The 20,218-nt window shown below is 71.2% G+C and carries 21 protein-coding genes; 7 read left to right on the top strand and 14 right to left on the bottom strand.

The window, feature by feature from the left end; translation table 11 throughout:
* The first annotated feature begins 61 nt into the window (after nt 1-61).
* Nucleotides 62-2,476: an excinuclease ABC subunit UvrA gene (locus ACFYYH_RS26110; RefSeq protein WP_388555611.1), complete on the top strand. Its 2,415-nt coding sequence runs from the start codon at nt 62-64 to the stop codon at nt 2,474-2,476.
* 229 nt (nt 2,477-2,705) lie between these two features.
* On the opposite strand, the gene ACFYYH_RS26105 is transcribed toward ACFYYH_RS26110, so the two are convergent.
* Nucleotides 2,706-3,581 (bottom strand): oxidoreductase, encoded by an 876-nt coding sequence (locus ACFYYH_RS26105; RefSeq protein WP_388555609.1) that lies wholly within the window; start codon nt 3,579-3,581, stop codon nt 2,706-2,708.
* Between the two features lie 198 nt (nt 3,582-3,779).
* On the opposite strand from ACFYYH_RS26105, the gene ACFYYH_RS26100 reads away from it, so the two are divergent.
* On the top strand, nt 3,780-4,199 hold the full coding sequence (locus ACFYYH_RS26100; RefSeq protein WP_388555607.1) for a helix-turn-helix transcriptional regulator: 420 nt from the start codon (nt 3,780-3,782) through the stop codon (nt 4,197-4,199).
* A 10-nt stretch (nt 4,200-4,209) separates the two neighbouring features.
* Nucleotides 4,210-4,626, top strand: coding sequence for a VOC family protein (locus ACFYYH_RS26095; RefSeq protein WP_388555604.1), 417 nt, complete (start codon nt 4,210-4,212; stop codon nt 4,624-4,626).
* A 239-nt stretch (nt 4,627-4,865) separates the two neighbouring features.
* Here ACFYYH_RS26095 and ACFYYH_RS26090 read toward each other — a convergent pair whose 3' ends face one another.
* Nucleotides 4,866-5,705 (bottom strand): TetR/AcrR family transcriptional regulator C-terminal domain-containing protein, encoded by an 840-nt coding sequence (locus ACFYYH_RS26090; protein WP_388555846.1) that lies wholly within the window; start codon nt 5,703-5,705, stop codon nt 4,866-4,868.
* Nucleotides 5,706-5,868: 163 nt separating this feature from the next.
* On the opposite strand from ACFYYH_RS26090, the gene ACFYYH_RS26085 reads away from it, so the two are divergent.
* Together ACFYYH_RS26085 and ACFYYH_RS26080 are read left to right on the top strand one after the other, a co-directional pair.
* Nucleotides 5,869-6,972: an ATP-binding cassette domain-containing protein gene (locus ACFYYH_RS26085; RefSeq protein ID WP_388555601.1), complete on the top strand. Its 1,104-nt coding sequence runs from the start codon at nt 5,869-5,871 to the stop codon at nt 6,970-6,972.
* Nucleotides 6,965-7,744, top strand: coding sequence for an ABC transporter permease (locus tag ACFYYH_RS26080; protein ID WP_388555599.1), 780 nt, complete (start codon nt 6,965-6,967; stop codon nt 7,742-7,744). The genes ACFYYH_RS26085 and ACFYYH_RS26080 overlap by 8 nt, the downstream gene beginning before the upstream one ends.
* A 112-nt stretch (nt 7,745-7,856) precedes the next feature.
* Here ACFYYH_RS26080 and ACFYYH_RS26075 read toward each other — a convergent pair whose 3' ends face one another.
* The 3 genes from ACFYYH_RS26075 to ACFYYH_RS26065 all read right to left on the bottom strand — a co-directional run bounded on the left by ACFYYH_RS26075 (nt 7,857) and on the right by ACFYYH_RS26065 (nt 11,049).
* Nucleotides 7,857-9,098, bottom strand: coding sequence for a GNAT family N-acetyltransferase (locus ACFYYH_RS26075; protein WP_388555597.1), 1,242 nt, complete (start codon nt 9,096-9,098; stop codon nt 7,857-7,859).
* Between the two features lie 173 nt (nt 9,099-9,271).
* The gene (locus ACFYYH_RS26070; RefSeq protein WP_388555596.1) at nt 9,272-10,270 is read right to left on the bottom strand and encodes an asparaginase; all 999 of its coding nucleotides are present in this window, start codon (nt 10,268-10,270) and stop codon (nt 9,272-9,274) included.
* A gap of 218 nt (nt 10,271-10,488) precedes the next feature.
* Nucleotides 10,489-11,049, bottom strand: coding sequence for an ABC transporter substrate-binding protein (locus ACFYYH_RS26065; RefSeq protein ID WP_388555844.1), 561 nt, complete (start codon nt 11,047-11,049; stop codon nt 10,489-10,491).
* 407 nt (nt 11,050-11,456) lie between these two features.
* Between ACFYYH_RS26065 and dtd the strand changes: the two genes are divergently transcribed.
* Nucleotides 11,457-11,894 carry a D-aminoacyl-tRNA deacylase gene (gene dtd / locus ACFYYH_RS26060; RefSeq protein WP_388555593.1) on the top strand — a complete coding sequence of 146 codons (438 nt, stop codon included), beginning with the start codon at nt 11,457-11,459 and terminating at the stop codon, nt 11,892-11,894.
* Between the two features lie 90 nt (nt 11,895-11,984).
* Here dtd and ACFYYH_RS26055 read toward each other — a convergent pair whose 3' ends face one another.
* From ACFYYH_RS26055 to ACFYYH_RS26045, 3 genes are all read right to left on the bottom strand, one after another.
* A complete protein-coding gene (locus ACFYYH_RS26055) occupies nt 11,985-12,950 on the bottom strand; it encodes a YgfZ/GcvT domain-containing protein (protein WP_388555590.1) in 966 nt (321 codons plus the stop codon).
* Nucleotides 12,951-13,122: 172 nt separating this feature from the next.
* The gene (locus ACFYYH_RS26050; RefSeq protein WP_388555587.1) at nt 13,123-13,560 is read right to left on the bottom strand and encodes a Fur family transcriptional regulator; all 438 of its coding nucleotides are present in this window, start codon (nt 13,558-13,560) and stop codon (nt 13,123-13,125) included.
* 124 nt (nt 13,561-13,684) lie between these two features.
* On the bottom strand, nt 13,685-14,257 hold the full coding sequence (locus ACFYYH_RS26045; RefSeq protein WP_388555584.1) for an FABP family protein: 573 nt from the start codon (nt 14,255-14,257) through the stop codon (nt 13,685-13,687).
* Nucleotides 14,258-14,636: 379 nt separating this feature from the next.
* On the opposite strand from ACFYYH_RS26045, the gene ACFYYH_RS26040 reads away from it, so the two are divergent.
* Entirely contained in the window at nt 14,637-15,005 is a 369-nt protein-coding gene (locus ACFYYH_RS26040) for a DsrE family protein (protein WP_388555581.1), read from the top strand.
* Nucleotides 15,006-15,153: 148 nt separating this feature from the next.
* Here the strand turns inward: ACFYYH_RS26040 and ACFYYH_RS26035 are convergent, their stop codons facing one another.
* The 6 genes from ACFYYH_RS26035 to ACFYYH_RS26010 form a co-directional block, all read right to left on the bottom strand.
* Nucleotides 15,154-15,429: a DUF3099 domain-containing protein gene (locus ACFYYH_RS26035; protein ID WP_388555578.1), complete on the bottom strand. Its 276-nt coding sequence runs from the start codon at nt 15,427-15,429 to the stop codon at nt 15,154-15,156.
* 165 nt (nt 15,430-15,594) lie between these two features.
* Nucleotides 15,595-15,882, bottom strand: a complete 288-nt coding sequence (locus tag ACFYYH_RS26030; RefSeq protein ID WP_093594878.1) for a DUF1416 domain-containing protein — start codon at nt 15,880-15,882, stop codon at nt 15,595-15,597.
* A gap of 30 nt (nt 15,883-15,912) precedes the next feature.
* Nucleotides 15,913-16,752, bottom strand: coding sequence for a sulfurtransferase (locus tag ACFYYH_RS26025; protein WP_388555575.1), 840 nt, complete (start codon nt 16,750-16,752; stop codon nt 15,913-15,915).
* Nucleotides 16,753-17,284: 532 nt separating this feature from the next.
* The gene (locus tag ACFYYH_RS26020) at nt 17,285-18,034 is read right to left on the bottom strand and encodes a DUF2993 domain-containing protein (protein ID WP_388555572.1); all 750 of its coding nucleotides are present in this window, start codon (nt 18,032-18,034) and stop codon (nt 17,285-17,287) included.
* Between the two features lie 278 nt (nt 18,035-18,312).
* Nucleotides 18,313-19,821, bottom strand: a complete 1,509-nt coding sequence (locus ACFYYH_RS26015; RefSeq protein WP_388555569.1) for a hypothetical protein — start codon at nt 19,819-19,821, stop codon at nt 18,313-18,315.
* A 10-nt stretch (nt 19,822-19,831) separates the two neighbouring features.
* Nucleotides 19,832-20,086, bottom strand: a complete 255-nt coding sequence (locus ACFYYH_RS26010) for a MoaD/ThiS family protein (RefSeq protein ID WP_388555842.1) — start codon at nt 20,084-20,086, stop codon at nt 19,832-19,834.
* Nucleotides 20,087-20,218 lie beyond the last annotated feature (132 nt).

The raw sequence follows: 20,218 nt of genomic DNA, 5'->3' as shown, positions 1-20,218 counted from the left end.
TCGAGCCGGGCGCCGCCGACGGAGACCGCGAAGGCGGCCCCGCCCAACAGATGGAGAGACGATGAGCATGGCCACGAGGACGGACACGCGGTCGGCTGAGCCGCACGTCGCCGACAGCCACGATCTGATCCGCGTGCACGGCGCGCGCGTGAACAACCTCAAGGACGTCAGCGTCGAGATCCCGAAGCGCCGGCTGACGGTGTTCACCGGCGTCTCCGGCTCGGGCAAGAGCTCGCTGGTGTTCGGCACGATCGCCGCGGAGTCGCAGCGGCTGATCAACGAGACCTACAGCGCCTTCGTGCAGGGTTTCATGCCGACGCTGGGGCGGCCCGAGGTCGATGTGCTCGAAGGGCTGACGACCGCGATCATCGTCGACCAGCAGCGGATGGGTGCCGATCCCCGCTCCACGGTCGGCACCGCCACCGACGCCAACGCGATGCTGCGCATCCTCTTCAGCCGGCTCGGACAGCCGTACATCGGCTCGCCCAACGCGTTCTCCTTCAACGTCCCCTCGGTCCGGGCGAGCGGTGCGATCACGGTCGAACGCGGTGCCGGCAAGACCGTGAAGCAGACCTTCACCCGCACCGGCGGCATGTGTCCGCGCTGCGAGGGCCGGGGCACGGTCTCCGACATCGACCTCAGCCAGCTCTTCGACGACTCCAAGTCCATCACCGAGGGCGCGATCACCGTCCCCGGCTACAAGGTGGACGGCTGGTGGACCGTGGGGATCTACGTCGAGTCGGGCTTCCTCGACCCGGACAAGCCGATCCGCGACTACACCGAGACCGAGCTGCACGACTTCCTCCACCGCGAGCCGACCAAGGTGAAGGTCAACGGCGTCAACCTCACCTACGAGGGGCTGATCCCCAAGGTCCAGAAGTCGTTCCTCTCCAAGGACCGGGAGGCGATGCAGCCGCATATCCGGGCGTTCGTGGACCGGGCCGTCACCTTCACCGCCTGCCCCGAGTGCGACGGCACCCGGCTGGCCGAGGCGGCCCGGTCGTCGCGGATCGGCGGGATCAGCATCGCCGACGCGTGCGCGATGCAGATCAGCGACCTGGCCGCATGGATACGCGGCGTCGACGAGCCGTCGGTGGCGCCGCTGCTCGCGACGCTGGGGCAGACCCTCGACTCGTTCGTGGAGATCGGGCTGGGCTATCTCTCGCTCGACCGGCCGTCGGGCACGCTGTCGGGCGGCGAGGCGCAGCGCGTCAAGATGATCCGCCATCTCGGCTCCTCGCTCACCGACACCACCTATGTCTTCGACGAGCCCACCACGGGCCTGCACCCCCATGACATCCAGCGGATGAACGGCCTGCTGCTGCGGCTGCGGGACAAGGGCAACACGGTGCTCGTGGTGGAGCACAAGCCGGAGACGATCGCGATCGCCGACCATGTCGTCGACCTCGGCCCCGGCGCCGGTACGGCGGGCGGCACCGTCTGCTTCGAGGGCACCGTCGAGGGGCTGCGGGCCGGCGGCACCCTCACCGGCCGCCACCTGGACGACCGGGCCACGCTCAAGGAGACGGTACGCAAGCCCACCGGCACGCTGGAGATCCGCGGTGCGACGGCGCACAACCTGCGCGACGTCGATGTCGACATCCCGCTCGGCGTGCTGGTCGTCGTCACCGGAGTCGCGGGCTCCGGCAAGAGCTCGCTCGTCCACGGGTCACTGCCCCACCGGTCGGGGGCCACCGGCGCGGGTGTGGTGTCGATCGACCAGAGCGCGATACGGGGCTCACGGCGGAGCAACCCGGCGACGTACACCGGACTGCTCGACCCGATCCGCAAGGCGTTCGCCAAGGCCAACGGCGTGAAGCCGGCACTCTTCAGCGCCAACTCCGAGGGCGCCTGCCCCACCTGCAACGGCGCCGGCGTCATCTTCACCGACCTGGCGATGATGGCTGGTGTCGCCAGCACCTGCGAGGAGTGCGAGGGGAAGAGATTCCAGGCGGCGGTCCTGGACTACCACCTCGGCGGCCGTGACATCAGCGAGGTGCTCGCGATGTCGGTGACCGAGGCGGAGGAGTTCTTCGGCGCCGGTGACGCGCGTACGCCGGCCGCGCACCGCGTCCTCGGCCGGCTCGCCGATGTCGGGCTCGGCTACATCAGCCTCGGCCAGCCGCTCACGACGCTGTCCGGCGGCGAGCGGCAGCGGCTCAAGCTGGCCACCCAGATGGCCGAGAAGGGCGGCGACCGGCCCGTCTACGTGCTCGACGAGCCGACCACCGGCCTCCACCTCGCCGATGTCGAGCAACTGCTCGGCCTGCTCGACCGGCTCGTCGACTCCGGCAAGTCGGTCATCGTCGTCGAGCACCACCAGGCGGTCATGGCGCACGCCGACTGGATCATCGACCTCGGCCCCGGCGCCGGCCACGACGGCGGCCGGATCGTCTTCGAGGGCACCCCCACCGACCTCGTCGCCGCCCGCTCCACCCTCACCGGGGAACACCTCGCGGCCTACGTGGGCGCCTGACCGGGACGGTGCCGCCCCTGACCGAGACGGTGCCGCCCCTGACCGAGACGGCGCCGCCGGGGAAAGCCCTCGTCCACGAGCGCGTTCGCCTGGGCGAGGGCACCCGGCGGGGCGGGCGGGGCCCTGCGCGGTAGCTCGGACTGGGCGGGCGGGGCGCTGTGCGGTGGGCGAGGGGCGGTCTTCCCTGCCCTGCCGGGGGGCGGATCGTTGGGCCGGTGCGTCCCGGCGATCACGCCTCCTGTCCGGCGATCGCGTCGAGCCGCGCGATCGCGTCGGCCGGGAGTTCGAGGGACGCCGCGGCGACGTTCTCGCGGAGGTGTGCCACCGAAGAGGTGCCCGGGATGAGCACGGTCGTCGCGGACCGCTGGAGCAGCCAGGCGAGGGCCACCTGCTGGGGCGAGGCCCCGAGGCGGGCGGCGACGCCGCTGAGCGTCTCCGACTGGAGCGGGCTGAAGCCGCCGAGCGGGAAGAACGCGGCGAACGCGATGTTCTCGGCCGCGCACCGGTCGACCAGTGCGTCGTCCTGCCGGGCCGCGATGTTGTAGAGGTTCTGGACGGTGACGACGGGCGCGATGGTCTGCGCCTCCGTGAGCTGCGCCGAGGAGACACCGCTGAGTCCGAGGTGGCGGACGAGCCCCTGCTCCCGGAGTTCCGCCAGGGCGCCGAACTGCTCCGCGAGGGACCCCTCGGAGGTGCCCTCGGCCGTGCCGAGGCGGAGATTGACGGCATCGAGCACATCCAGACCGAGGTGCAGCAGATTCTCGCGCACCTGCGCCTTGAGGTCCTCGGGCTCCAGCGACGGCCTCCAGGAGCCGTCGTCGCCTCTGCGGGCACCGACCTTGGTGACGATACGGAGGCCGGCGGGGTAGGGGTGCAGGGCCTCCTTGATGATCTCGTTCACGACGACGGGACCGTAGAAGTCGCTGGTGTCGATGTGCGTGATACCGAGGTCGACCGCCTCGCGGAGCACCGCGACGGCCTGATCACGGTCCTTGGGCGGACCGAAGACGCCGGGACCGGCGAGTTGCATGGCGCCGTAACCCATCCGGCTGAGGGTGAGGTCGTCGGCGAGCGTGAGCGTACCGCCGGGAGGTGTGCTGGTCATGGTGCCTCTTTCGTCACGGGGCAGAAGCCGCTCCGGATCGTCCGCTCCGGATCGTCACGGATTCCCCTACGCCGACTCTGCGCCTCCGCCGGCCCGGGTGGGAGTACCCCGGCGTTCCTGGGACCCGCACGGCCAGTCACCCGCAGCCGGAGGAGAACCGCCCCCGGGCGTGGTGGAGGGGCGTGCGATGCTGGGCGGGTGACACCCGAGGACCTCGTCAGGCTGCGCCGGGCGCGGGACACCATGGACCGTGACTACGCGCTCCCGCTCGACGTCCCCGCGCTGGCGCGGGGTGCCCTCATGTCGACCGGCCACTTCTCCCGCAGCTTCCGTGCCGCCTTCGGGGAGACGCCGTACAGCTATCTCATGACCCGCCGCATCGAACGGGCCAAGGCCCTGCTGCGCCGGGGCGATCTCACGGTGACGGAGGTCTGCTTCGCGGTGGGGTGTTCGTCGCTGGGTTCGTTCAGCTCACGGTTCACGGAGCTGGTCGGCGAGAGCCCCAGCGCGTACCGGGCACGCGGCCATGAGGACGGCGCCGGGATCCCGGCGTGCTTCGCCATGATCCTCACGAGGCCGGTCAGGAACAGGGAAGCGAAACCCGCCGTCGGCTCGTAGCGTGACTGCCATGGACATCAGGCTCTCCCACTGCTTTCTCGCAGTTGACGACCACGACAAGGCGCTCGTTTTCTACCGGGACGTGCTCGGGCTGACCGTGCGCAGCGATGTCTCGTTCGAGGGGATGCGCTGGGTGACGGTCAGCCCGCCGTCGCAGCCGGACATCGAGATCGTCCTCGAACCGCCGATCGCGAGTCCCAACGCGTCGGAGGCCGACAAGCGGGCCCTGACGGATCTGCTGGCCAAGGGCCTGCTGAGCCGGGCCGTGTTCGCGACCGACGACTGCGACGCCACCTTCGAGCACATCAGGGCCTCCGGCGCGGAGGTGATCCAGGAGCCGATCGACCAGCCGTACGGCGTACGCGACTGTGCCTTCCGCGATCCGTCCGGCAACCTGCTGCGCTTCAACCAGCCCAACAGGCGGTAGTCCACCGCAGGTGATCCGGCCGCCGTGATCCACCGCAGGTGATCCGGCCGCCGTGATCCACCGCAGGTGATCCGGCCGCCGGTAGTCGGCCGCAGGCGGTCCGGCCGCAGGTAGCCGGCCGCGGGTGATCCACCGCAGGGTGATCCACCCGCCGGGGGTCCACCCGCCGGGGGTCCACCCGCCGGGGGTCCCGCCGGGCCCAGCACGGCCCCCTGGGCCACCGGCTCCTCGCCCGCCGCTCAGCCCGCCCCGTCCGGCGCACCCGGCAGCGACTCGACGGGCCCCGCCCGCCAGGCCCTCGTGCGCGCGGTGGCCGGGGCGTCGCCGCTCCGTCCGGCCACCAGCACCTCCACCCCGTCCAGCAGTCGCTCCAGACCGAACGTGAACTCCGCGTCCGGCGCGTCCACCTCGTCCATCACGCCGCCCGCCAGCAGCCCGGCCACCGCCGGATAGCGGTCCGGGTCGGCGAGCCTCCGCAACGTACGCGCATAGCCGGCCATCACCTCCTCGGCCGACGCGCCACTCGCCTCGACGGCCGCGTCCAGATCCGCCATCAGCGTCGCCTCGGTCCGGACGAAGCCGCTGACCAGCAGGATCACCGACAGCTTGGTGCCGTCGTCCAGCCCGGTGCCGTCCAGGGCCGTCAGGCCGCGCTCCCACCACGCCACCATGTTGGGGGTGGCGGGCGGACCCGAGATCGGGATGCGCAGTCCCCACAGGTTCCGGTGGAACATCTCGCGCTGGCCCCGGGCCCACTGGGCCAGCGCCTCCCGCCATCCGGTGCCGGGCGGCGGGGCGGGCGGCGGGGCGCCGATGGCCACCTCCTGCATCAGGATGTACAGCTCGTCCTTGGCCGCGACATACCGGTAGAGCGACATCGTCGAGACGCCCAGCTCCTTGGCGACCCGCCCCATCGAGACCGCGCCCAGCCCCTCGGCCGCCGCGACGCCGACCGCCGCGTCGACGATCCTCGACAGGCTCAGACCGGGCTTGGGTCCCTTGGACGGACGTTCGCGCAGCCCCCAGGCGGCCTCGATGCTGGCGGGCAGTCCCGTACCGCCGCCGCTCTTCTCCGTCATCGCCGTCGCCCGTCCGTCATCGCCGTCGCCTCGCATCTCCTCGGCCCCCTGCTTGACGTCCATCCTAGTAATGCGTAACTCTTACACAGCAACGTGTATGTCATACGCAGTAATGGCGCGCAGGGCGCCCGACCGCGCCGTGGCGCCGCCGAACGGGGGGCTCATGAAGCGACAGCCGGCCATCGAGGCGACCGGCCTCGAAAAGTCCTACAGGAACGGAAAGGCACGGGTGCGTGTCCTGCGCGGGATCGATCTCCGGGTCGGCCCCGGCACGGTCTTCGCCCTGCTCGGTCCCAACGGCGCGGGCAAGACGACGGCGGTACGGATCCTCACCACGCTCACCGAGGCCGACAGCGGCACGGCCCGGGTCGCCGGGTACGACGTCGTCGCCGACCGGCGCCGGGTGCGCGGCGCCATCAGTCTGACCGGGCAGTTCGCCGCCGTCGACGAGAGACAGACCGGGGAGGAGAACGTCCGCATGATGGCCCGCCTCAGCGGCCGGTCACGGAGGGACGCCCGGCGCCGCGCCGCGGAACTCCTCGACCGGTTCGGTCTCTCCGCCGTGGCCGGCCGTCCGGCCGCCACCTACTCCGGCGGTATGCGGCGCAGGCTCGATCTCGCCGCGGGCCTGGTCGGCGAACCGGAGGTCGTCTTCCTCGACGAGCCCACGACCGGTCTCGACCCGCGCAGCCGCCAGGAGTTGTGGCAGGAGGTACGGGCTCTCTCCGCGCGGGGCACCACGGTCTTCCTCACCACCCAGTATCTGGAGGAGGCCGACCAGTTGGCGGACCGCATCGCGGTCATGGACCACGGCAGACTGGTCGCGGAGGGCACGGCGGACGAGCTGAAGAGCCGGGTCGCGGGCCACCGGCTCGATCTCGTACTGACCGGTCCCGAGGCCTATCTGCGCCTCGCGTCCCGGGCCGGGCACCACTCCCCCGAACATCTCACCCTCGGTCTGCCGACCGACGGGACCGCCGCCCATGTGCGCGCGCTGCTCGACGAGATCGACCCGGACGGCACGGAGGTGGCGCGCTTCACGGTCCACAGCGCCACGCTCGACGACGTCTTCCTCACGCTGACGGGCGAGCCGCGCCCGGACACGGCCCACGGCCCGGACGCCACTCCGCGCCCGGACTCCACTCCGGGCCCGGACACCGCCCACGGCCCGGACACCGCCCCGCGCCCGGACACCACCCCGGGCCCGGACACCACCCCGGGCCCGGACACCGGTCCGGTGACCGGCAAGGAGGCCACCCATGTCTGACGCGCTCAGGTTCTCCGTCACCGCGCCGGTCGCCCATTCCCTCACGATGGCCGGCCGCGGCATCCGTCTCAGCAGGCGCAACCTCGACGCCGTCATCACCTCGATGCTGCTGCCGGTCATGCTGATGCTGGTCTTCGTCTATTTCTTCGGCGGTGCCATCAACACCGGTACGGAGTACGTGACCTATGTCGTCCCCGGCGTCCTGCTCCTCTGCGCCGGATTCGGCTCCGCCACGACCGCCGTGGGCGTCAGCGAGGACATGAAGGGCGGCATCATCGACCGATTCCGCTCGCTCGACATCGGGGGCATCCCGATCCTGGCCGGACATGTGGTCGCGAGCGCCGCCCGCAACCTCGTCTCGACGGCCCTCGTCCTCGGTGTCGCCTTCCTGATCGGCTTCCGCCCGTCCACCACCGTGCCCGGGGCGCTCGCGGCGGCGGGGATCCTGCTCGCCTTCATCGTGGCGGTCTCCTGGCTCTCGGCCGTGGTCGGACTGCTCGTCAGGTCGCCCGAGGCGGCGGGCGGCTTCACCTTCTTCATGATGTTCCTGCCCTATCCGAGCAGTGCCTTCGTGCCGGTCGACACGATGCCGAGCTGGCTCCACGGCTTCGCCGACCACCAGCCGGTCACCCCGGTGATCGAATCGCTGCGCGGTCTGCTGCTGGGCTTCCCGGTGGGCTCGACGCCCTGGGTCGCGCTGGCCTGGTGCGCCGGGACGCTGACCGTGGCCCTGGGGCTGTCGGGCGCACTGTTCAGGGCGCGTACGGCGTGAACGGGTGCCCGGCATGAACCGGGGCCTGGCGTGAACCGGGGCTCGGCGTGAACGGGTGAACGCCCCGCCACGCCGCGGCCCGGGAAACCACGCCCCAGCCCCGGAAACCGCGTCAGAAGACGTCCGGCGACCAAGGGCGCCTCGCCGTACGGAACAGCGTCTCCGCCACCGCCGCCGCGCCCGGCCGCTCCTCGCTCACCGCGCCGAGCGCCACAAGCCGCTGCGCGGACGCGTCACCCAGGTACAGCGCACCCAGTTCCCTGACGTCCAGGACGAGATCGGGGGACTCCGTGGTCGTCACACAGGTGGCGCCGGCCGGTGAGGCCTCCAGCCGGAACCGGCCGGCCGCCAGCTCCGCCCTGTCGTGGATGTCCAGGACGATCGTGCCCGGCACGGCGTACGTACGGGCCTCCAGGGCCCGTACGGCATCGAGGATCCGTACCCACAGGAAGTCGGCCTGCGTCACGATCCGTGCCGCGCGCGGGTCGGGCAGGAACTGGGGCAGCAGATCGTCGGGGGCGCGGTGCCCCGTCCTGACCGTCGTGATCCAGTCGATCGAGCAGACGAACTGCCACAGGGCGCGCTCCGCACGCGGTGTCACAGCTATCAGCTTCCGCACGGTCGCGGTGTTCTTCGGCTGCTTGCCGTCGCCCCACACATCGTCGGCGGTGTAGGTGGCCAGGCCCTCGACCTCACCCGCGGCCGAGCGGTAGACGGCGTAGAAGGGCTCGCTCCAGGGGTAACCGTTGGGCGCCTCCCCCGTATTGATCTGCCACCAGCGCCCGTCACGGTCGGTCGCGCCGGGCTGGGTCGGCCGGAAGCGCTCATGCAGTTCCGGGCCGATCTTCCGGACCTCGGCGGCGTCCGCCAGATCGATCCTGCCGCCGTCGACCGGGCCCGACCAGCGCGGGTCGAGGCCCGTACGCGGCACATCGATCTCCCACTCCGTGGTCCAGGCGGCGGGGCCGAACCCGTACCGCCCGTAGATCGGGTATTCGGCGGAGATCAGCGTGGCGACGGCGTCGCCCCGCTCCTTCGCGGCCGTCAGATCGGCGGCCATCATCCGGCCGAGCAGCCCGCGCCTGCGGTGGGTGGGCGACACGGTCACATTGGTGACGGCGTCGGCGGACAGCACGGCCCCGCCGACCACCGTCAGCTCCTGAGCGAAGGACCGGAAGGTCGCGACGCAGCGCCCGTTGTCGAAGGCGCCGCGCGTACGGTTCAGATCGCTGTGGGCGAGCCGCCCCGCCAGCACCTCGTCCGCGGCGACCGGTGACCTCAGAAATCCGGTGTCGAGGGCTCGGTTCCAGTCGGGGAACTCGGATTCGATGACGGTACGGACCTCAAGGCTCATGATCCGCACGCTAAGCGGTACCGGTGTCCCGCCGCATCCAGATTTTCACCTCGACGTCGGCCTCAACCGACGGCCTCACACCGTCGGCCTCGAACTCGACCTCGACCCCGGCCTCGGTGCCGACCCCGACCCCGGCTCCGGCCTCGGTGCCGACCCCGGTGCCGGCCTCGGCCTCAGAACGCCGCGCGGACCTCGCCGACCTCCACGCCGCCGCCCAACAGGGGCGCCCTGCCGATACGCCCGACCACCTCGGCCTCCACGCCCAGCAGTTCGAGCGCCCGTGCCAGCACGGGGCCTAGCGCCCGGACGCCGCCGTCGTCGATCTTGAGGGCCAGCGCCCTCCCGTCCGCGAGGGCCACCGCCTGGACCGCCTCCGCGCCCATCTTGGAGAGCGTGCCCGGCACCTCCCTCATCAGCCAGGTGTCCGAGCGGCGGGTACCCGCCACATACTCCGGGTGGGCACGCATCGCGTCCGCCACCCGGCGCTCGGCCGTACCCGGCGCGGCCAGTACGAAGTGCCGGAAGGCACGGGCCAGCCCGGTCAGGCTGACCGCCATCAGCGGTGCACCGCAGCCGTCCGTGCCCACCGCGGGAACCGGCTCGTCCGCCGCCTCCTCGATCACCGTGAGCACCAGCCGCTGGAGCGGATGGTCGGGGTCCAGATAGCTGTCCTTGGGCCAGCCGTTCAGGGCGGAGGCCGCCAGCATCGCCGCGTGCTTGCCCGAGCAGTTCATCAGGATCCGGTCACGCGTCCCGCCGCCCGCGAGATATGCCTCGGCCTCCACCCGGTCCAGGGGCAGATCCGGCGGTGTGCGCAGATCGCTCTCGGTCAGCCCGTGCTCGGCGAGCATCGTGCGCACGAGATCGAGATGGAACGCCTCTCCCGAATGGCTCGCCGCCGCCAGCGCCAGCCGTTCCCCCGACAGATCGAGACCGGCCCGCAGCACGGCGGCGGCCTGCATCGGCTTGTTGCTGGAGCGCGGGAAGACCGGCGCGTCCGCGTCACCGAGCGCCAGCTCCACCCGCCCGTCCGCCCCGAGGAGCACCAGCGAGCCGCGGTGCCGCCCCTCGGTGAAGCCGGATCGTACGACCTCGGCGAGGACGGGCGGGACGGCTGCCGGCGAGTCGGCCGTGGGTATGGCCGGCGGTACGTCGGGGGTGCTGGGTGTCATCGTCGGCCTTCCGGGACAGTGGCGACCCGCCAGGAAGAGCCGACGGCGTGATGGGGCGGCCGTCGGCGGTCTCGGTGGGCGGGTCTTCTTCAGATGGGCGGGTGCTTCAGGGTGCTTCGGGTGCTTCAAGTGCTTCAGCGGGTGCTTCAGGTGCCTGTGCTTCAGCGGGTGCCTCAGGTGCCTGTGCTTCAGGTGCTTCAGGTGCCTCAGCGGGTGGTTCAGGTGAGCAGGTCGTCCACCTGGGCTTCTCCCTCACGGTACCTGCGCGCGATCTCCGCACTACAGTTGTTCGCCGTCTGCTGGAGCTGGTGACGGCGGCGCGAGAGCTGTTGTTCGTTGCGGATCAGCCGGGCCATCGCGGCGTGCAGTTCCTCGTCCGTGCGGGCCTCCAGATCCGACAGCTCCACTTCCGCGAGCGTCTCCGCGGCCAGCGCGCGGTACTCCGCGCTGCGGGGAACGGAGAGCGTGACATGACGGGCGGAGGTGCGGTGCCGCGAAGGAGCGTCGGTGAGGATCTCGGAGAGCCGGTCCAGCAGCGGTGTCTCGGGCGCGGTACGGCGGGCCAGCTCGGCCCGCAGGATGTCGATGCGCCCCTGGAGGAGCCGGCGCAGATAGCTCAGATCGGCCTCGTCGCGCTGGGAGTCACGCCGCAGCGCGCGCAGTTCGGGCAGCCGGAGCACGGTGAAGTCGTACGGCCGTGGCGCGGGCAGCGAGCCCTCGCCGCCGGTGCGCTGGACGGGCGGACGTGAGCCGCCGGGGCCGGGGCCGGGGCCGACCACGCTGTCCGGGTCCGGCCCCGGGCCCGGACCCGTACCCGTTCCCGAAGGGGCCGCCGAACTCGGCCCGGAACCGGAACCCGACTCGGAACCGGAACCGGAGTCGGAGTCGGAACCGGGAACAGCGCCCGGGTCCGTCACAGAAGCGGCGACCGGGCCGCTGCCCGTCCCCCTCGTCGTACAGGTCGTGCAGGCCGTCGGTACGGAACCGGGCGGCTGCCCGGCACCAGGTGTGCTCATCGCGTGCTTCCCCTCACTCCACTGGGGGGAGACCATGGCCCTCGCTCCGCTGGAAACCCCCCATCCCTCGTCGGCGCGCTAACCGACGCGCCGCCTTGTGCATCGTGCCACTCCTGCACCGGAGCATGCGGGCACTCTGCACCCGTTCGGCCCCCGATAGGTTGGTGCGTATGCGTGCGGTGGTGCAGAGAGTCGACGGCGCGAGCGTCGTCGTGGTGACGGAGTCCGGGACCGAGACGGTCGGCTCGTTCACGGGCGAGGGGCTGTGTGTGCTGGTGGGAGTGACCCATGAGGACACCAAGGAGCAAGCGGAACGGCTCGCCCGGAAGCTCTGGTCGATACGGATGCTGGAGGGCGAGAGATCCTGCTCGGAAGCGAACGCTCCCCTGCTGGTGATCTCGCAGTTCACCCTCTATGGGGACGCCCGCAAGGGGCGCCGCCCCACCTGGAACGCGGCGGCGCCGGGCCCGGTGGCCGAGCCGCTGGTCGAGGAGGTGGTGGCAGGCCTGCGGGCGCTGGGCGCGCGGGTGGAGACGGGCCGCTTCGGAGCGGACATGAGGGTCTCGCTCACGAACCACGGCCCGTTCACGGTCGTACTGGACATGTGACCGGGCTCAGGCCCACGACCAGCCGCGGCTCAGGCCACGACGTGACCGGGCTCAGGCCGCGACTCGGGCCACGACCACACGTGACCGGGCTCAGGCCTCGACCACCGCTTCCTGCGCCGCCGCCGTGTCCCCCGCCATCAGCTCCGCGTCCACCGGCACATTGCGCTTCACCAGCGCCAGCGCGATCGGCCCCAGTTCGTGGTGGCGCGCCGAGGTGGTGATGAAACCGAGCTGGCGCCCCTCGGCGCCGTCCGCCGCGAGACGGACCGGCGTACCGTGCCCCGGCAGATGGACCTCGCTGCCGTCGAGATGCAGGAAGACCAGCCTGCGCGGCGGCTTCCCCAGGTTCTGGACGCGCGCCACGGTCTCCTGGCCCCGGTAGCACCCCTTCTGGAGATGGACCGCGCTGCCGATCCAGCCCAGCTCGTGCGGAATGGTCCGGTGGTCGGTCTCGAAGCCGAGACGCGGCCGGTGGCCCTCGATCCGCAGCGCCTCGTACGCGAGGATCCCGGCCAGGGGCCCGTGCGACGCGGCGAAGGACTCCAGGTCGGCCCGGGGCAGGAAGAGATCACGGCCGTACGGGGTCTCCCGTACGGCCACACCCCCGGGCGCCTCCGCGATGGAGCCCGCCGGGAGATGGACGACCGCGATGTCGTCCGTACGGTCGGCGACCTCGACCCGGTAGAAGAACTTCATCGATTCCAGGTAGGCGATCAGCGCCTCCCGTGTACCGGGCTCGACATGCGCCCAGACCGTCTCGCCGTCGTCCACGAGATAGAGCGCGTGCTCGATATGGCCGTGCGCCGAGAGGATCAGCGCTTCCGTGGCCCGGCCGGCGGGCAGCTCGCTCACATGCTGGGTGAGCAGCAGATGCAGCCAGCTCAGCCGGTCGTCCCCGGTCACGGTGACGACTCCGCGGTGGGAGAGGTCGACCAGACCGGTGCCGTCGGCGAGGGCGCGCTGTTCACGGAACAGATCGCCGTAGTGCGCGGCGACACCTTCGTCCTGTCCTTCGGCGGCGACGGCTCCGGGCAGCGACAGCAGAGGGCTCTTCATGCCTTCAGCCTACGACTCGGCCCGACTTGGCCGCAGTGCGCCCGGTGCGCCCGGTGCACCCGGTACGGACATGGCCGCGGTGTGGGCATGGCCGCGGTGGGCATATCCCGATGCGGACCTGGCCGCGGCCGCGGCAATGCGCCCGGTGCATCCCCGGTGCATCCCGGGTGCGCTACGCGTCGCCCTTCGCCGCGTGCGCGGAGCACGCCCGGCAGCGGCCGAAGATGGCGAAGTGCTTCATGTCCGTCGTGAAGTCGTACGTCTCGCTCAGCTTGGCGGTGAACTCCGCGGCGACCTCGACATCCGCCTCGATCACCTCCGTACAGTCCCGGCAGACCATATGGATGTGGTGGTGCCGGTCGGCGAGGTGGTACGTCGGAGAGCCGTGCCCGAGATGGGTGTGCGAGACCAGCCCCAGCTCTTCCAACAGCTCCAGAGTGCGGTAGACGGTCGAGATATTGATCCCGGAGGCCGTCTTGCGCACCTCGGAGAGGATGTCGTCCGGCGTCGCGTGTTCGAGGGTGTCGACGGCTTCGAGAACCAGCTGGCGCTGAGGCGTCAGCCGGTAGCCACGCTGCCGCAGGTCGCTCTTCCAGTCGATGCTCACCACGCGTCCAGTGTAGGCAGGGGCGCGGGTGATCGTGGCGCACTGCCCGAAGAAGGCGTTCTGCCGGGCGGCCGGGGCGTCCGGTCGGCCGGTCGGCCGGCAGACAAGTAGCCCGCCGGCCGACGGGCTACTTGAAGAAGGCGATGCCGTCGTCCGGCAGGTCACCGAGGTCCTTGGCCCACGCCTCGACCTGGTCCGGGCTCACGACCTTCTTCAGATGCGCCGACATGTACGGGCGCAGCGGGATCTCGGGGGTGGACTTCTCGCCCACCCACATGAGGTCGCCCTTCACATAGCCGTAGAGCCGCTTGCCGCCGTTGTAGGGACCGGAGGCCGCCGTACGGGCCACGGCGTCGGTGACCAGGTCGATCTGCGGTTTCTGGGCGGCCAGCTCGCCGTACCAGATCTCCACGACGCCCTGGTCGCGCACCATCACGACCTCGACCTTGCGCTCCTTGTCGATCCGCCAGAAGCCGGACTCGGACTCGATCGGCCTGATCTTCTTGCCCTCGGCGTCGAGCGCCCAGGTGTGCGAGACGTACTCGATGAAGTCCCTGCCGTCGTGGCTGAAGGTGACTTCCTGGCCGAAGTTGGCCTTCTCGTCACCGGGGAAGTCGAAGACGCCGACGCCCTCCCAGTTCCCGAGGAGGAAGACGAGGGGAACAAGGTCCGGGTGCAGGTCGGACGGGATCTCGATCATGAGCAGCTCAGTCGATCTCTAGAGGTGGGGCGGTGACGGTGAGGGGGCCGGCGGTGGCGCGTGACACGAGGGCGGGCGACGCTGTGCCGGGTGAGGCGGTGACCGGACAGTGCTCAGCGCTCAGCGCTGGCCCTGGTACAGCTTCTTCACGGTCAGACCGGCGAAGGCGAGCGTGCCGACACAGACGAGGACCAGCAGGGAAGTGAAGAAAGCCTCAAGCACGGGGTGCTCCTCGGAAGCGCGGTAGGGGCGGGTCTGGGGCCGTGGGGCCGGGCCCCAGCCTAATGGGTGGTGGCCCGGCCCTCTCGGTGAGGTGCTTCGGTGAGGTGCTTCGCGCTCAGCCGAGGAGCTGGTTCCGGGGCGGATTACAGTTCGGCATATGCATTCCGCGAAGAAGCTCGTGATCAAAGTGACCGCCGGGGCCGATGCCCCCGAGCGCTGTTCCCAGGCCTTCACGGTGGCGGCGGTGGCCGTGGCCAGCGGGGTGGAGGTCTCGCTGTGGCTGACGGGCGAGTCCGCGTGGTTCGCGCTGCCCGGCCGGGCGGCCGAGTTCGAACTGCCGCACTCGGCGCCGCTGCCGGATCTCATCGAGTCGATCCAGGCCGGGGGGCTGATCACCCTCTGCACACAGTGCGCGGCCCGGCGCGACATCGAGGAGAAGGATGTGATCGAGGGGGTGCGCATCGCCGGCGCGCAGGTCTTCGTCAGCGAGATCATGCCGGACGGCGTACAGGCGCTCGTCTACTGAGGGGCTCAGGGGCTGAGGGGTTGAGGGACGTGCGCTACGTACGGCACGGCTCGCAGCGCGGTCCACGCATCGGGGCGTACGGGTCCGTCCGGCGGGCGCCGCTTCCTCGCCGCGTCCCGCGCCGCTGATCGCCCCGCTTCCGCCGGGGCTACTTCCTGCTGTCTCTCCGCTGCGGTTTCCTGCCGTCCAGCTCGTCCCACCACTCATCGGACTGAGGGTCCCCGGACGGGTCGTCCCACCAGCGGTCGTCCTTGCCGCGCGCGTTGCCCACCATGGCCGCGATCGGCGGAATGACCATGGCGACAACGCACAGGGCGACAGCGGCCGGAACAGACCAGAACCGCACGAATCCCCAGGCGGAGACGAAGAGGACCAGGCATCCGCCCATCAACAGGAAGTACCGACGACGGCGTCGCGTGTACATACCTCCAGCGTACGACCGAAACACGTGTGCGCGCCCGGCCCGGCACCGTTCTCCGAGCGGACGGCCCACACGAGAGGCACGCACGAGGGGCCGCACCCGGCGCGGGTGCGGCCCCTCACACGACCATGTACCGATGTAGCGATGTACCGATGTGCGAATGCGGGCTCAGACCGCGATCGCGACCTCCGAGAGGCCCCCGGTCTGCGCGACGACCGTACGGTCCGCCGTGGCACCGGGAACGAGCGCGCGAACGGTCCACGTGCCCTCGGCCGCGTAGAAGCGGAACTGCCCGGTCGCCGAGGTCGGGACCTCCGCGGTGAACTCGCCGGTCGAGTCCAGCAGGCGCACATAACCGGTGACGGGCTCGCCGTCACGGGTCACGGAACCCTGGATGGTGGTCTCGCCGGGCTTGATCGTCGAAGCGTCGGGGCCGCCGGCCTGTGCTCCACACATACTGTTCAGTCCTCCAGGTCCGGACGGGGATTACTTGTTGGCGCCGAGCTCGATCGGCACACCGACGAGGGAGCCGTACTCGGTCCACGAGCCGTCGTAGTTCTTGACGTTCTCGACACCGAGCAGCTCGTGCAGCACGAACCAGGTGAGCGCGGAACGCTCACCGATACGGCAGTAGGCGACGGTGTCCTTCGTCAGGTCCACCTGCTCCTCGGCGTACAGCTCCTTGAGCTCGTCGTCCGACTTGAAGGTGCCGTCGTCGTTGGCGTTCTTGGACCACGGGATGTTGCGCGCGGACGGGATGTGGCCCGGACGCTGCGACTGCTCCTGCGGGAGGTGCGCCGGGGCGAGCAGCTTGCCGCTGAACTCGTCGGGCGACCGCACGTCGACCAGGTTCTGCGTGCCGATCGCGGCGACCGCGTCGTCACGGAAGGCGCGGATCGCGGTGTTCTGCGGCTTCGCCTGGTACGTGGTCTCCGCGCGCTCCGGAACGGCCTCGACCAGGTCGCGCGAGTCCAGCTCCCACTTCTTGCGGCCACCGTCGAGGAGCTTGACGGAGTCGTGGCCGTACAGCTTGAAGTACCAGTACGCGTAGGACGCGAACCAGTTGTTGTTGCCGCCGTAGAGGACGACCGTGTCGTCGTTGGCGATGCCCTTGGCCGACAGGAGCTTCTCGAAGCCCTCCTGGTCGACGAAGTCACGGCGGACCGGATCCTGGAGGTCCTTCTTCCAGTCGATCTTGACGGCGTTCTTGATGTGGTTCTTGTCGTAGGCCGAGGTGTCCTCGTCGACCTCGACAATGACCACCTTCGGGTCGTCGATGTGGGCCTCGACCCAGTCGGCGTCTACCAGGACGTCGCTGCGGCTCATGCTGTTCTCCTCCGGGGCAGTGTTCGGCGGGGTCGTGCGGTGCTGCGGGGCGGCTTCCGGGCATGGCCACGCATGGGACGGAAGCCGGCGTTCGGCGCGGGACCGGCCCTGAGATACTCGAAGGGCCGGAGGAAAACGGGACGTGGAAGTCCCGCTCAGACAGGGCGACAGAGCATGGCGGCGACGCGGCACAGGTCAACTGCCCGCCGCTTCGTGAAGTCCGCCTGCTGCCTCATACGTCCGATCGTAGGGACGTTCCGGCAGACATGTCACCGGCGTGTCACATGGTGAGACAGGATCATCCACTCAATGAGACAAGTGTGCCGGTCGTACGATTCCCGGGGCTCGACCCGGCACTTCCACCGGTAGGCCTCCTGCGGAGCGGACACCGCCGTCTCACCATCCGGCCACCCGGTCATCCGGCCATCCGGTCATTCCCGAGCACGCGGCCGTGCGGCCACGCGAGCAGGCGGCGGCCATGCGACCGGACGGCGACCACGCGTCAACCACGCGGCACGGCTCGGACCAGCCCTCAGCCCGCGAGCGAGACGTCCGTCCCGCTGCCGGAGAACTGGAGGCCGCTCTCCGAAGCGGTGACCTTGTCCAGCTTGATGGTCGACGGCAGTCCGTCGATCTTGAGGTCGTAGTCGACCACGTCCCGCACCTGGTCGTTCAGGCCCGGCACCGGCAGCTCGGGCAGGGTCTCGGCACGCAGCCGGACCGTGTCGCCGCCCTCCAGCGACACCGTGCTGTACGCCGTGACCGTCTGTCCGTCCAGCAGCGCCCGCACGGTGGACGGCATGTCGATGCCCGCGCCCTCCAGCACGTCCGCCAGCCGTCCCGAGAGCTTGACCTGCCCCTTGGCGGCCCGGTCGGCACCCGCGTAGCCGACGCTCGCGCCCTTCGGCGCCGACTTGGCCAGGTCCGCGTACGAGATGCGCGCCGAGCCGGCGGCCCGGGAGGCGGTCGCCTGGGAGAAGCTGCTGTCGAACGTGACGTCCCTCAGCTCGGCCCTGACCTCGGTCACCGCGACCTGGTGCCCGTCGGCGGTGGCGTTGACACCGCCGAGGCTGATGTCGACCTCGTCCAGCGAGGAGCCCACGACCTGGGTGAGGAAGGGGAAGCCCTTGATGGAGACCTGGGGCTCGGAGCTGAGTCCCTGGCTCGACCTGATCCTGTCGGCGACCTGGCCCTCGGCGAAGTACACCGCCGCACGGTCGGCGGCGACGAACAGCCCGCCGAAGACCACGACGAGTATCAGCAGAATTCGCAGTGCGCGCATTGCTCGGTGTCCCCCACCTTGTAGGTGCCTGGTCGTTCACTGATCGGATGCCGACTACTGATCGCCTTTGATCGCTTTCGATCGTTCTGGCTTCCCTGACGACCGTGTGAGCGTAACGCCCGTCGGGCCGAGGCAGCCGGACTGATCGACGTACGGGGAAGACCCACGGTTCCCGGACCCACCCGCCGACCCACCCGCCGGGGCCGCGGCCTGACCCATCCGTCGGGGCCGCCGGACCGGGGCCGGTGCGGTCACCCTCGGACCGCACCGCCCGCCGGTCAGCCCAGCACGCGGCCCAGCAGATAGACGGCCGGTGCGGCGGCCGTGAGCGGCAGCGCCACTCCGGCGGTCATATGGACGAAACGGGACGGGTAGTCGTAGCTCGCGGCCCGCAGTCCGATCAGCGCGCAGACCCCGGCCCCGAGGCCCAGCAGCGTGCCCGCGCCGCCCAGATCCGTCATTCCGCCGACCACCGCACCCGCGCCCGCCGCCACCAGCAGGGAGACCACCACGGAGGCGGCTCCCGGGAGCGGCAGCGCGCGCACCACGGTCGTGGCGGCCACCGCCGCCCCGCCCACGACCACCGCGTCCGGCAGGGCCGCGAGATGTCCGGTGGCGATGATGGTGAGCGCGGCCGAGACGACGGTGGCCATCAGGCCCTCCATCCGCTCGTCGGCGCCCGCGCGGCTGCGCAGTTGCAGCACGACCGTGAGCAGCACCCACACACCGAGCGTGCCGAGGATCGCGGCCACGGCGTACTCGTCGGCGACGGCGAGCAGGGCGACATCGGCGGTGATCCCGCCGAGGAAGGCGAGCGCGATGCCCTGGCGGGCCGGCCACATGCCGTTCAGCCGGAACCAGCCCGCCGCCGTGACCGCCTGGAGCAGGACCAGCGGGACGAGCAGCGCGTACGGTCCGACCGCCGCGCCGCCGGCCAGCAACAGCCCGAGGACGGCGGTCAGCCCGGCCGGCTGCATGCCGGGCGGGATGATCGGCGAACGGCCCTCGGCACGGGCGCGCTGGGCGTCGGTGATCCGGGCGTTGCCCATGGTGGTCGGCGCGCTGTAGCCGTCGGCGCCGGGGGCCGGTGCGGGGGTGGCGCCGGGGGCGGGTGTGAAGGCGGGACCGCTGGCCGCCTGCCCCTGGCCCGGTCCCTGGCGAAGTCCCTGGCCCTGCCCTTGGCCGAGTCCGTGCCCCTGGCCAGGTCCCTGGCCCTGCACCGGCCCCTGGCCCGTTCCCTGGGGCGGGTACGCGGCCGGACCGGGCGCCGCGCCCCCCGTCGCCGGTGACTCGGGCGGCAGCGGATAGGCGCCCTGCACCGGCAGATACGCCGTCTCGGCGGCGGCACCGCTCTGGTGCGCCTGCTGTTGGTGCCTCTGCTGCTGCGCCTGCTGCGGGTGCGCCTGCGGATACGCCTGAGCCTGCTGCTGCTGCTGCCCGTACGGATCCTGGCCGCCGCCGTGCCCGCCCTGCCCACCGCCGTGCTGGTCCTGCTGCCACTGGAGGCGCGGCTGGTACTGCGTGTCCCAGGTCTGGCCCTCCCAGGTCTGCGCGGCGCCCGGGTCCTGCGGCGGCTCCTGATACACGGGCTGCTCCCCAGACCCCGGCTGCCCAAACCCCGGCTGGGGGGACTGCTGCTGCTGAGGCAGTGGGTTGCCGTACTGGTCGTACGCGACGGGGGCGCCCTGGCTCCGGTCGTCCGCGCCGTACCGGCCGTGCCGGCCCTGCTCGCCGTACGCGCCGTTCCCCCCGTACTGACCGTACGGATACTGCTGATCGTTGCTCATGTTCTGCGGTTCACCCTCCTGCGAACGGCGGAAGCACCTCGACCGTGCCGCCCTCGGCAAGCCGTACGGTCTCATGGCCACGCGTTCCCACGGGGTCACCGTCGACGAGGAAGGAACACCTCTGGAGCACCCGCGTCAGCTCGCCCGGGTGCCTCGACCGCACGGCGTCGAGCGCGTCGGCCAGGGTCTCGGCCGTATACGACTCCTCGGCGATTCCCGCCGCGGCCTTGGCCGCGGCCCAGTAGCGGATCGTGCCCGCTGCCATAGCGGCACTCCTTTCGTCGGCCTCCATGATGGCCGACGACGACGGCCGCCCCGGGTCCGGCCCCGCCGCCCCCGCGGCCCCCGCCACGCCGGGCTCCGCCGGCCCCGCCGGATCCGGGCGCCCCCGGTCCTC

The sequence above is a fragment of the Streptomyces sp. NPDC002018 genome (assembly GCF_042890865.1).
Lineage (GTDB): Bacteria > Actinomycetota > Actinomycetes > Streptomycetales > Streptomycetaceae > Streptomyces.
Note: the sequence above shows the minus strand (reverse complement) of the source record. Positions and strands in the feature narration are given on the sequence as shown.